This is a genomic window from Nocardioides alkalitolerans DSM 16699, from assembly GCF_000426525.1.
GTDB lineage: Bacteria > Actinomycetota > Actinomycetes > Propionibacteriales > Nocardioidaceae > Nocardioides > Nocardioides alkalitolerans.
On the sequence record NZ_AUFN01000011.1, the window covers coordinates 477,377 to 489,174 of the forward strand.

Annotated in this window: 11 protein-coding genes; 9 read left to right on the forward strand and 2 right to left on the reverse strand. The window is 70.9% G+C overall.

What is annotated here, in order from left to right; translation table 11 throughout:
• Nucleotides 1–2 precede the first annotated feature (2 nt).
• Entirely contained in the window at nt 3–1,703 is a 1,701-nt protein-coding gene (locus tag K329_RS25760) for an MFS transporter (protein WP_245596494.1), read from the reverse strand.
• 297 nt (nt 1,704–2,000) lie between these two features.
• On the opposite strand from K329_RS25760, the gene K329_RS25765 reads away from it, so the two are divergent.
• Complete coding sequence (locus K329_RS25765) at nt 2,001–2,753, forward strand: DUF3027 domain-containing protein (protein WP_052336641.1); 753 nt, start codon at nt 2,001–2,003, stop codon at nt 2,751–2,753.
• 54 nt (nt 2,754–2,807) lie between these two features.
• On the opposite strand, the gene K329_RS0108955 is transcribed toward K329_RS25765, so the two are convergent.
• Nucleotides 2,808–3,104, reverse strand: a complete 297-nt coding sequence (locus tag K329_RS0108955; RefSeq protein WP_245596495.1) for a DUF2530 domain-containing protein — start codon at nt 3,102–3,104, stop codon at nt 2,808–2,810.
• 81 nt (nt 3,105–3,185) lie between these two features.
• Between K329_RS0108955 and K329_RS0108960 the strand changes: the two genes are divergently transcribed.
• The 8 genes from K329_RS0108960 to K329_RS25770 all read left to right on the forward strand — a co-directional run bounded on the left by K329_RS0108960 (nt 3,186) and on the right by K329_RS25770 (nt 11,616).
• Nucleotides 3,186–3,638, forward strand: coding sequence for a MarR family winged helix-turn-helix transcriptional regulator (locus tag K329_RS0108960; RefSeq protein WP_028472759.1), 453 nt, complete (start codon nt 3,186–3,188; stop codon nt 3,636–3,638).
• Nucleotides 3,639–3,680: 42 nt separating this feature from the next.
• A complete protein-coding gene (locus tag K329_RS0108965; protein ID WP_028472760.1) occupies nt 3,681–4,973 on the forward strand; it encodes an MFS transporter in 1,293 nt (430 codons plus the stop codon).
• 143 nt (nt 4,974–5,116) lie between these two features.
• Nucleotides 5,117–5,491 (forward strand): 30S ribosomal protein S12, encoded by a 375-nt coding sequence (gene rpsL / locus K329_RS0108970; protein WP_028472761.1) that lies wholly within the window; start codon nt 5,117–5,119, stop codon nt 5,489–5,491.
• A complete protein-coding gene (gene rpsG, locus K329_RS0108975) occupies nt 5,491–5,961 on the forward strand; it encodes a 30S ribosomal protein S7 (RefSeq protein ID WP_028472762.1) in 471 nt (156 codons plus the stop codon). Before rpsL ends, rpsG begins: the two co-directional genes overlap by 1 nt.
• A gap of 128 nt (nt 5,962–6,089) precedes the next feature.
• Nucleotides 6,090–8,150 (forward strand): elongation factor G, encoded by a 2,061-nt coding sequence (gene fusA, locus K329_RS0108980; protein WP_052336645.1) that lies wholly within the window; start codon nt 6,090–6,092, stop codon nt 8,148–8,150.
• A gap of 77 nt (nt 8,151–8,227) precedes the next feature.
• Nucleotides 8,228–9,421, forward strand: a complete 1,194-nt coding sequence (gene tuf / locus K329_RS0108985) for an elongation factor Tu (RefSeq protein ID WP_028472764.1) — start codon at nt 8,228–8,230, stop codon at nt 9,419–9,421.
• Between the two features lie 91 nt (nt 9,422–9,512).
• Nucleotides 9,513–10,247 (forward strand): tRNA (guanine(46)-N(7))-methyltransferase TrmB, encoded by a 735-nt coding sequence (trmB, locus tag K329_RS0108990; RefSeq protein WP_028472765.1) that lies wholly within the window; start codon nt 9,513–9,515, stop codon nt 10,245–10,247.
• A gap of 166 nt (nt 10,248–10,413) precedes the next feature.
• Nucleotides 10,414–11,616 (forward strand): S8 family peptidase, encoded by a 1,203-nt coding sequence (locus K329_RS25770; RefSeq protein ID WP_052336585.1) that lies wholly within the window; start codon nt 10,414–10,416, stop codon nt 11,614–11,616.
• Nucleotides 11,617–11,798: the final 182 nt, after the last annotated feature.

Below are 11,798 nucleotides of genomic sequence, written 5' to 3' on the forward strand. Positions count from 1 at the left end.
CGTCAGCCGCGGGGCTCCTCGGGCGGGAAGACGATCGTCGTGCGGCCCGCCTCGCCCGAGCGGGCGTCGTAGGGGCGGGCGGTCGGCTGGGTGTCGGGCAGGTCGTCGTACGACGCCGGGCGGTCCGGCAGCGGCGCCGTCGCCGGAGGGGCCTCGCCGGCGGGCTGCTCGGCGGGCCGCTGCTCGGCGGGCCGCTGCTCGGCCGGCCGCTGCTCGGCCGGCCGGTACGCGGGCTGCGCGGGGGCGCGGCGCCGCGCCCGGGTGTCCTGGATCCGGCTGCCGAGCACGAACACGGCCCACGCCGTGAGCACCGCCGCCGCCACGCTGAGGCCGAGCCGGGGCGGGTCGAGCGGCATCGCGATGCCGACGAAGCCGCCGATGACCCAGGCCAGCTGCAGCACGGTGTCGGAGCGGGCGAAGGCGCTCGTGCGCACCCGCTCGTGCACGTCGTGCTGGATGGTCGAGTCGAGCGAGAGCTTCGACAGCGACTGCGCCAGCCCGGCCGTGAGGCCCAGCAGGGCGAGCGGCACCACCCCGTAGAAGAGGGCGGCGACCGTGGCCATCGCCGCCGCCGCCACCAGGGCGATCACCACCGTGACCGCCGGGTTGACCTTGCGCAGCATCGACGCGAGGGCGATGCCCAGGGTGTTGCCGAGGCCCGCGGCGCCGATCACGACCGCGAAGAGCACCTCGGTGCGCCAGCCGGGGATCGGGTTCTCCGTCAGCAGGAACGCCATGAACATGGTGAGGAAGCCCGAGAGCCAGCGCGGCCCGCAGTTGGCCCGCAGGGCGAACGCCACCGACGGCGGCATGCGCAGGCTGGCCTTGCGCTGGTTGCCGGGGTCCTTCGACATGCTCATGTCCGACGGGCCGGGCATGAGCGCCAGGCGGGTCTCGCCCTGGGTCGAGTCGACCTTGGCCGGCAGGAGGATCGCCAGGACGGTGGCGATGGTGAACACGACGAACGCGTAGCGCAGCGACCACTCGGGGCCGGCGAGCGAGGCCAGGCCCGCGAGGGGGGCCGAGACGCCGGCGCCGACGACGCCGGCGAGCGAGACGCGGCCGTTGGCCTTGACGAGGGTCAGGTTGTCCGGGGTGAGGCGGGGCACCGCGGCGGCCTTGGTGACGCCGTACGCCTTCGAGGCCACGAGCACGCCGAGGGCGGCGGGGAAGAGCCACGTCGAGTTGGTGACCACCGCCCCGGCGAGCGCCCAGCAGAGGAAGGCGCGGATGGCCATCGTGCCGCCGATGGCCCAGCGGCGGCCGTGGCTGAAGCGGTCGAGGAACGGCCCGATCAGCGGGGCGACGATCGCGAACGGCAGCATCGTGAGGCCGAGGAAGAGGGCGACCTGCCCGCGGGCCTCCCCGGTCGGCACCGTGAAGAAGAGGGTGCCGGCGAGCGAGATGGCCACGGCGGCGTCGGCCGCGGCGTTGACGGCGTGCAGCTCGATGAGGCGCGACAGCCCGCTCTCGCCGGCGCCCTCGGCGTGGGACGCGCGCCGGGCCTGCTTCATCGTGAAGCGGCCGAACCTGCCCGTCGCCTTCGCCGCGACGGCCACGCCGTGCCCCGTGGCGCGCGCCGTCTTGGCGGCGACCTGGCCGGGCGACGTGCCCGCGGGGTCGTCCTTGCCGGCGACGGGCTCGCGCCAGGGGTCGTGCGGGTCGGTCCGCGGCTCCTCGGGCGGCCCGTACGGCGTGCTCATCGGCTCGTTCTCCCCTGTTCGTGGAGCCGCCATCCTGCCACCGACGACCCCGTCCGTGCCCCGACCTGACAGGGCCGGTGCTCATGCGTCATCATCGACCGCGTGATCGCAACGGACTCGAACGTCTCGGACGCCTCCTCCGACGCCACCACCGACGTCACGACCGGCGCCCCCGCCGCGGACGTCCCCACCGACCCGACGACGGAACCCACCGCCGAGCCCACCGCCGAGGTCACCGCCGAGCCCGCACCGGCCGCGGCGCCCGAGGTCCGTCGTCCCGCCCGCGTCGACAGCGCCCTGGCCGCGGCGGTCGACGCCGCCCGCGCCGCGCTCGCCGAGCAGGTCGAGCCCGGCGACGTCGGCGAGCACCTGGGCTGCGTGGCCGAGGGCGACCGGGTCGCCACCCACCTCTTCGCGTGCGAGCGCGCCGGCTACCGCGGCTGGCGCTGGTCCGTGACCGTCGCCCGTGCGTCGCGCCAGCGGACGGCCACGGTCGACGAGGTCGTGCTCATCCCGGGCGACGAGGCGATCGTGGCCCCGGCCTGGGTGCCGTGGCGCGAGCGCGTCCGCCCGGGCGACTTCTCCGCGGGCGACCTGCTGCCGGTCGACGACGACGACCCGCGCCTCGTGCCGACGTACTCCTTCGGCGACGACCCCCTCGAGGGCTCGTTCGACGACGACGACAAGGCGCAGGTGCGTCGCGTGGCCGCCGAGCTCGGTCTCGGCCGGGTGCGCACCCTCTCGCTCGAGGGCCGCGACCTGGCCGCGCAGCGCTGGTACGACGGGGAGCAGGGCCCCACGGCCGCGATCGCGAAGAGCGCACCGGCGCCGTGCAGCACCTGCGGGTTCCTGCTGCGCCTGGCCGGGCCGCTCTCGGAGATCTTCGGGGTGTGCGCCAACGGCAACGCCAACGACGACGGTCGGGTGGTGTCCTTCGACCACGGGTGCGGCGGCCACTCCGAGGTGCAGATCGCGGCGAAGAGCCTCCCGGCCCCGCCGCCGGACCCGTTCCTCGACGAGATCACCGTCGACGGCCTCGAGTCCTTCTGACCGTGCGGCCGCTGCCGCACCGGTGACCCGGGCGCGGTGACCCGGCGCGGTGACTCAGACGGGGTCGGCCTCGTCAGCGACCACCGCGCGCGCCCGACGGCGCCGCCGGCAGTACTCGAGACCCAGCAGCCCGAGGCCGAGGCCCGCGAGGCAGGTCCACAGCACCCATTCGGAGTCCGCCGCGGCGAGCCGGGAGTAGAACGGCAGCAGGGCGACGAAGGCCAGGGCCCAGAGGGCGCACCCGACCTCGACCGTGCGCACGCCGTCGACGTCGAGGGGCTCGACGTCGGCCACGATGTAGGTGCGCTTGCCGATCTCGTGCTGCATCGGCTGGTCGTCGCGGAGGTCCACCCGCCCAGAGTAGCCATCGCGGCGCTCCGGCACAGCGCTCGGGGGAATAGTTAGCAAGGGTAATGAGTTAGGGTCAGCATCATGCCTCCCACTCCACAGAAGGTCGCGCGCACCGACGCGGGCCTCGCCTCCGAGCTGCGTGTCGCGGTCATGCGCCTGCGCCGCCGGCTCGCGAACGAGCGGGACCCCGAGAACGACGTCGGCATCGGGGTGATGGCGGTGCTCGGCTGCCTCTACCGCAACGGTGAGTGCACGGTGGGGGAGCTGGCGGTCTTCGAGAAGGTGCAGCCGCCGTCGATGACGCGCGCCGTGCGCAAGCTCGACGAGCGGGGGTACGTCGCCCGCCGCCCCCACGAGACCGACGGCCGGCTGGTGCTGGTCTCCCTCACCGACGAGGGCCGCGAGCTCGTGATCGCCGACCGCCGCCGTCGTGACGAGTGGCTGGCCCGCCAGCTGCGCGCCCTGACCCCCGCCGAGCGAGACGCCCTGCGCGTCGCCGTCCCGCTGCTCGACCGCCTCGCCACCGAGGACTGACCCGCCCGCACCGCCCCGACCACCCCGAGGAGCCCCCGCCACGTGAGCCCCACCTTCCGTTCGCTGCACAACCCCAACTACCGGCTGTACGCGGCCGGTGGGATCGTGTCGAACACCGGCACCTGGATGCAGCGGATCGCGCAGGACTGGCTCGTGCTGGCGATCGCGGCGAACGGCGCGACCGCGCTGGGCATCACGACGGCGCTGCAGTTCCTCCCGATGCTGCTGCTCTCGCCGTACGCCGGGCTCATCGCCGACCGCTTCCCCAAGCGACGCCTCCTGCAGGTCACGCAGCTGATGATGATGGCGCCCGCGCTGGTGCTCGGCGTCCTCGCGGTCACCGGTGCGGTCGAGGTCTGGCACGTCTACACGCTCGCCCTCGTGTTCGGCGTGGGCACCGCCTTCGACGCCCCGGCCCGGCAGGCGTTCGTCAGCGAGATCGTCGACGAGGACGACCTGACCAACGCCGTCGGCCTCAACTCGGCGTCGTTCAACGCCGCCCGTCTCGTCGGACCGGCGCTCGCCGGCGTCATGATCGCGGCGCTCGGGGGAGGGGTGGTCGGCACCGGTTGGGTCATCCTCATCAACGCGGTGAGCTACCTGCCGGTGGTGGGTGTGCTCCAGCTGCTCGACGTCCGCCTGCTCCACAGCCCCGACCGTGTACGGCGCCAGCCCGGCGCCCTGCGGGAGGGCCTCGCCTACGTCCGGGCGCGTCCCGACCTGATGCTCGTGCTCGCGGTGGTCTTCTTCGCCGGCACGTTCGGGCTCAACTTCCAGATCACCGCCGCGCTCATGGTGACCGAGGTGTTCGAGCGCGACTCGGCGGCCTTCGGGCTCGTCGGGTCGGTGCTCGCGGTCGGCTCGCTCACCGGCGCGCTCCTCGCGGCCAGCCGGAAGACGGTCCGGCTGCGACTGGTGGTGGGCTCCGCCCTGGTGTTCGGGGCGTCGGTCGTCATGGCCGGCCTCATGCCGACGTACTGGACGTTCGTGGTGTGGGCCCCCGTCATGGGCATCACGGGCCTCACGCTGATCACCGCCGCGAACACCCGGATGCAGATCTCCACCGCGCCGGCGCTGCGGGGCCGGGTGATGTCGCTCTACCTGATGATCTTCATGGGCGGCACCCCGATCGGGGCGCCCGTCATCGGCTGGATCGGCAGCGAGTACGGCGCCCGCTGGACCTTGGTGGTCGGCGGTAGCGTCACGGTGCTCGGCGTCCTCGGCTCGTTGCTGGTGCTGGGGCACCTCCAGCGCGTTTTGACCGTGCTCGGGCGACCGAGTAGATTCGTTCCTCGTGTCTGGGACGACCAGACCGTCGCGCGTGCCCGGAAGTGATCTGGACACGCCCGACCGCGGGGGCAGACGCCCTCGTGAGTGTCGAAGGCCGCCAGACCTGAGGCCACCACGAGCTCCACAGCAACACCATCGTGCCCGGCAGAGCGCCGTGCACTGAGAGCGACAAGAGAGGGAACCACCAGGTGCCCACCATCAACCAGCTGGTCCGCAAGGGCCGCCAGGACAAGGTGTCGAAGAACAAGACGCCTGCCCTGAAGGGTTCGCCGCAGCGACGCGGTGTCTGCACCCGCGTCTACACGACGACGCCGAAGAAGCCGAACTCCGCGCTGCGCAAGGTCGCCCGCGTGCGACTGAGCTCCCAGGTCGAGGTCACCGCCTACATCCCCGGTGAGGGGCACAACCTGCAGGAGCACTCGATCGTGCTCGTGCGTGGTGGGCGAGTGAAGGACCTCCCCGGTGTGCGCTACAAGATCATCCGCGGCGCGCTCGACACGCAGGCCGTGAAGAACCGCAAGCAGGCGCGTAGCCGCTACGGCGCGAAGAAGGAGAAGGGCTGATGCCACGCAAGGGTCCCGCCCCGAAGCGCCCGATCGACGTCGACCCGGTCTACGGGTCGCCGCTGGTCTCGCAGCTCGTGAGCAAGGTGCTGATGGACGGCAAGAAGCAGGTCGCCCAGCGCATCGTCTACACCGCCCTCGAGGGCTGCCGCGAGAAGACCGGTACCGACCCGGTCGTCACGCTCAAGCGTGGTCTCGACAACGTGAAGCCCGCCATCGAGGTCAAGTCCCGCCGCGTCGGCGGTGCGACCTACCAGGTGCCGATCGAGGTCAAGCCCAACCGCAGCACGACGCTCGCGCTGCGCTGGCTCGTGGGCTACGCGAAGGACCGTCGTGAGAAGACGATGGCCGAGCGCCTCATGAACGAGATCCTCGACGCGAGCAACGGCCTGGGCGCCGCTGTGAAGAAGCGCGAGGACACGCACAAGATGGCCGAGTCCAACAAGGCCTTCGCGCACTACCGCTGGTGACGACCGGTCGGGCGCACCCCCTGGGTGCGCCCGCCGGCCCACCCTCCAGTCCAACTTTCTAAGGAAACCAGACTTCAGTGGCTGTCGACATCACCACGGACCTCAACAAGGTCCGCAACATCGGCATCATGGCGCACATCGACGCCGGCAAGACCACCACCACCGAGCGGATCCTGTTCTACACGGGCATCAGCTACAAGATCGGTGAGGTCCACGATGGCGCGGCCACGATGGACTGGATGGAGCAGGAGCAGGAGCGCGGCATCACGATCACGTCCGCCGCGACCACCTGCTGGTGGAAGGACCACCAGGTCAACATCATCGACACCCCCGGGCACGTCGACTTCACCGCCGAGGTCGAGCGCTCCCTGCGCGTCCTCGACGGCGCGGTCGCGGTCTTCGACGGTGTCGCCGGTGTGGAGCCGCAGACCATGACGGTGTGGCGCCAGGCGAACAAGTACTCGGTGCCCCGCATGTGCTTCGTCAACAAGCTCGACCGCACGGGTGCGGACTTCTTCCGCTGCGTCGACATGATGGTCGACCGCCTCAACTCGACCCCGCTGGTCATCCAGCTGCCGATCGGCGCCGAGTCCGACTTCCTCGGTGTCGTCGACCTCGTCGGGATGCGCGCTCTCACCTGGCGCGGCGAGACCACGATCGGTGAGGACTACACGGTCGAGGAGATCCCGGCCGAGCTCGCCGAGCAGGCCGCCGAGTACCGCGTGAAGATGCTCGAGACGCTGGCCGACGCCGACGACGCGATCATGGAGAAGTACCTCGAGGGCGAGGACTTCACCGTCGAGGAGCTCGAGGTCGCCATCCGTCGCGCCACGCTGGCCGACAAGCTCAACCCGGTCCTCTGCGGCACCGCCTTCAAGAACAAGGGCGTCCAGCCCCTGCTCGACGCGGTCATCAAGTACCTGCCGTCGCCGCTCGACGTGGACGCCATCGTCGGCCACGCCGTCAACGACGAGGAGAAGGAGGTGCGCCGTCAGCCCTCCGACGACGAGCCCTTCGCCGGTCTGGCCTACAAGATCGCCTCGGACCCGCACCTCGGCAAGCTGATCTACGTCCGCGTCTACTCCGGCAAGCTCGAGGCCGGCACCTCGGTGCTGAACTCGGTGACGGGCCGCAAGGAGCGGATCGGCAAGGTCTACCAGATGCACGCCAACAAGCGTGAGGAGATCGCGTCGGTCGGCGCCGGCCAGATCGTCGCCGTCATGGGCCTCAAGGACACCAAGACCGGTCACACGCTGTGCGACTCCGGTCACCCGGTGGTCCTCGAGTCGATGTCGTTCCCGGCCCCGGTGATCGAGGTCGCCATCGAGCCGAAGACGAAGGGCGACCAGGAGAAGCTGGGCACCGCGATCCAGCGCCTCTCCGACGAGGACCCGACCTTCACGGTCAAGACCGACGAGGAGACCGGCCAGACGATCATCGCCGGCATGGGCGAGCTCCACCTCGACATCCTCGTCGACCGCATGCGCCGCGAGTTCCGCGTCGAGGCCACCGTCGGCAAGCCGCAGGTCGCCTACCGCGAGACCATCCGCCGCAAGGTGGAGAACCACTCGTACACGCACAAGAAGCAGACCGGTGGCTCGGGTCAGTTCGCCAAGATCGTCATCTCGATCGAGCCGAACATCGACCCCGAGACCGGCGCCGGTGCCGGCTACGAGTTCGCGAACAACGTGAGTGGTGGTCGCGTCCCGCGCGAGTACATCCCCTCGGTCGACCAGGGAGCCCAGGAGGCCATGCAGTTCGGCACCCTGGCGGGCTACCCGATGGTCGACGTGAAGGTCTCGCTCGAGGACGGCGCCTACCACGACGTCGACTCGTCCGAGCTCGCCTTCAAGATCGCCGGCATCGCGGCCTTCAAGGAGGCCTGCCGCATGGCGAAGCCCGTCCTGCTCGAGCCGATGTTCGCCGTCGAGGTCATCACCCCCGACGACTTCCTCGGCACGGTCATCGGCGACATCAACTCGCGTCGTGGCCAGATCCAGACGCAGGAGGAGCGTCACGGCGACATGGTCGTGACGGCCCTCGTGCCGCTCTCCGAGATGTTCGGGTACGTTGGTGACCTGCGGTCGAAGACCTCCGGTCAGGCGTCGTACTCGATGGAGTTCGACTCGTACGCCGAGGTTCCCACGAACGTCGCCGACGAGATCGTCAAGAAGGTCCGGGGCGAGTAAGTCCCTCAGTCCGGATCCTCGGCACAACACCGCACGACCCACGACTCAAGTACCAACCACACCAGGAGGAGCCCCCAGTGGCTAAGGCGAAGTTCGAGCGGACCAAGCCGCACGTCAACATCGGCACCATCGGTCACATCGACCACGGCAAGACGACGTTGACGGCTGCGATCACGAAGGTCCTGCACGACAAGCACCCGGACCTCAACGCGGCTTCGGCGTTCGACGAGATCGACAAGGCTCCCGAGGAGCGCCAGCGCGGCATCACGATCTCGATCGCCCACGTCGAGTACCAGACGGAGGCGCGTCACTACGCCCACGTCGACTGCCCCGGTCACGCCGACTACATCAAGAACATGATCACCGGTGCGGCGCAGATGGACGGCGCCATCCTGGTGGTCGCGGCGACCGACGGTCCCATGCCCCAGACGCGTGAGCACGTGCTGCTCGCCCGCCAGGTCGGCGTGCCGGCCCTGGTCGTGGCGCTCAACAAGTGCGACATGGTCGACGACGAGGAGCTCATCGAGCTCGTCGAGATGGAGGTGCGCGAGCTCCTCTCGGAGTACGAGTTCCCCGGCGACGACATCCCCGTGGTCCGCGTTGCCGCCTTCCCGGCGCTGCAGGGCGACGCCAAGTGGGGCGAGTCGATCATCGAGCTCATGGACGCCGTCGACGAGGCCATCCCCACCCCCGAGCGTGAGACGGACAAGCCGTTCCTCATGCCGGTCGAGGACGTCTTCACCATCACGGGTCGCGGCACGGTCATCACCGGCCGCATCGAGCGCGGCATCGTGAAGGTCAACGAGGAGGTCGAGATCATCGGCATCCGCGAGAAGTCGCAGAAGTCGACGGTCACCGGCGTCGAGATGTTCCGCAAGCTGCTCGACGAGGGCCAGGCGGGCGAGAACGTCGGTCTGCTCCTCCGTGGCACGAAGCGCGAGGACATCGAGCGCGGCATGGTCGTGATCAAGCCCGGCACGACGACGCCGCACACGAACTTCGACGCGAGCGTCTACATCCTCTCGAAGGAGGAGGGCGGCCGCCACACGCCGTTCTTCAACAACTACCGCCCGCAGTTCTACTTCCGCACCACGGACGTGACGGGCGTCGTGACCCTTCCCGAGGGCACCGAGATGGTCATGCCCGGTGACAACACCGAGATGGCCGTCGAGCTGATCCAGCCGATCGCGATGGACGAGGGCCTGCGCTTCGCCATCCGCGAGGGTGGCCGCACCGTCGGTGCCGGCCGCGTCACCAAGATCACCAAGTGATCTAGCACCACCGCGTACGGAGGGCCCCGACCTGATGGTCGGGGCCCTTCGTCATTTCGCGGGCACGACGCCGGCGGGGGAGGATGTGCGGATGCCCGAGCACGTGACCCCCGCCCGACCCCACCTCAAGCTGACCGACGAGGGTCGCCGCATGCGGGAGGTGCTCACCTACTCCCGTCGCGGCAGCCGCTTCACGCCGAGCCAGCAGGAGTCGTGGGACGCGCACCACGAGAAGTGGGTGATCCCCGACGAGGCCGCCGACGCCGACGGCTTCGACCTCGACGCCTGGTTCGGGCGCACCGCGGGGGAGCGCGACGGGCTCGTCGTCGAGATCGGGTCGGGCGTCGGCGAGGCGACCGCCGCCCTCGCGGCGGCGCGGCCGTCGTACGACGTGCTGGCGCTGGAGGTCTGGCGCCCGGGCGTCGCGCACACCCTGGGGCTGCTGGCCGCCGCCGGCGCCGACAACGTGCGGCTGTGCAGCGTCGACGCCGTCTGGTTCCTGGAGCAGCGCCTCGCTCCGGGCTCGCTCAGCGAGCTCTGGACGTTCTTCCCGGACCCCTGGCCGAAGAAGCGCCACCACAAGCGTCGCCTCGTCACCCCGGAGCACGCCGCGCTCGCCGCCTCCCGCCTCGCCGACGGCGGCTCGTGGCGGCTCGCGACGGACTGGGCGGAGTACGCCGAGCAGATGCGCGTCGTGCTCGACGCGGAGCCGTCGTTGACGGGCGGGGTCGTGGAGCGCTGGTCGGACCGACCGGTCACGAAGTTCGAGCGCAAGGGCATCGCCGCCGAGCGCGAGATCGTCGACCTCCGCTATCGACGGCAGTAGATCGTCCCGTCCACAAGTCAAAAGTGGATGGCCGCATCCGGGTTCCTCCCCATCTCGGGCTGTGGTTGTCTCGTTCTCGGCGACCTGCTCGGGCTCGCTCGCTGTCCGTCTCGGGACGGTGCCGAACGACGGCTGCCTCGGCAGCCGCAGGGAGGAACGAGGACACATGCGCATCATCACGCGCACCACGCTGGCGGGAGTCCTGGCGGCCACCGCCACCGGAACCGTCGGAGTCATGACGGCCGCCACCGCGGTCGACACCACCGCGGCGGTCGACGGATCCGCCGCCCCCCTCTACGCCGCTGAGGGCGCCGCGGTCGAGGGTCGCTACATCGTCATGCTGAAGGAGGGCCGCGAGGCGGCCACCACGACGTCCCAGACCCAGGCCCGGGCCTACGGGGGAGAGGTCGTCGCGACCTACGACACCCTCGGGGGCTACGCCGCCGAGCTGAGCTCGTCCGAGCTCGCCCAGGTGCGCCAGGACCCGAACGTCGCGTTCGTCCAGCAGGACTACGTGATGACGACGGCGGACCTCGAGACCCAGGACACGCAGACCGACGCGACCTGGGGCCTCGACCGCATCGACCAGACCGACCTCCCGCTCGACGGCAGCTACACCTACGACGCGACCGGCGACGGGGTGACCGCCTACGTGATCGACACCGGCATCGACTCCTCCCACCCGGAGTTCGGCGGTCGCGTGAGCTCGGGCTACGACGCCATCGGTGACGGCAACGGCACCGAGGACTGCCAGGGTCACGGCACGCACGTCGCCGGCACCATCGGCAGCGAGACGTACGGCGTCGCCAAGACCGTCGACCTCGTCGCGGTCCGCGTGCTCGGCTGCGACGGCTCGGGCAGCAGCGCGGGCGTCATCGACGGCATGGACTGGGTCGCGGGCAACGCCGGCGGCGCGGCCGTGGCCAACATGAGCCTCGGTGGTCCGGCCGACAGCGCGACGGACGCCGCGGTCGACCGCATGGTCGACGCCGGGGTGACCGTCGTGGTCGCCGCGGGCAACGAGTCGACCGACGCCTGCAGCAGCTCGCCGGCGGCGGCCCCCTCGGCCATCACGGTGGCGGCCAGCGACAACACCGACACGCTGTCCTACTTCAGCAACTACGGCGACTGCGTCGACATCATCGCGCCGGGCGAGGACATCACCTCGACCTGGACGGGTGGCGGCACCGACACGATCTCGGGCACGTCGATGGCCTCCCCGCACGTCGCGGGCGCGGCCGCCCTCTACCTCGAGACGAACCCGTCGGCCTCGCCGTCGTCGGTCACGAGCGCGCTGCTCTCCGCGGCGACGCCCGGCGTCGTCTCGGACGTGCAGGGCTCGCCGAACCTGCTGCTCCACACCCCGTGACGTGAGCGCGGCGGCGGGATCGGGCCCGCCGCCCCGCACACCTCGCACCGGACCCCTCGGGTCCTCCCACCGACGTCCGTCCCGCCGCACCCGGCGGGGCGGACGTCGGCGTTCCCCGGGGAAGTCAAAAGTCAACGCAGCGGCGTCGTTCCGCGTCGCGTGCCTCCGTCGCTAGCCTCACG

What these genes read in the sequence shown, in the direction of transcription:
- K329_RS25770 (WP_052336585.1), top strand. Translation starts at nt 10,414, where the DNA reads ATGCGCATCATCACGCGCACCACGCTGGCGGGAGTCCTGGCGGCCACC.
- rpsG (WP_028472762.1), top strand. Translation starts at nt 5,491, where the DNA reads ATGCCACGCAAGGGTCCCGCCCCGAAGCGCCCGATCGACGTCGACCCG.
- K329_RS25760 (WP_245596494.1), bottom strand. Translation starts at nt 1,703, where the DNA reads ATGAGCACGCCGTACGGGCCGCCCGAGGAGCCGCGGACCGACCCGCAC.
- trmB (WP_028472765.1), top strand. Translation starts at nt 9,513, where the DNA reads ATGCCCGAGCACGTGACCCCCGCCCGACCCCACCTCAAGCTGACCGAC.
- fusA (WP_052336645.1), top strand. Translation starts at nt 6,090, where the DNA reads ATGGCGCACATCGACGCCGGCAAGACCACCACCACCGAGCGGATCCTG.
- K329_RS0108960 (WP_028472759.1), top strand. Translation starts at nt 3,186, where the DNA reads ATGCCTCCCACTCCACAGAAGGTCGCGCGCACCGACGCGGGCCTCGCC.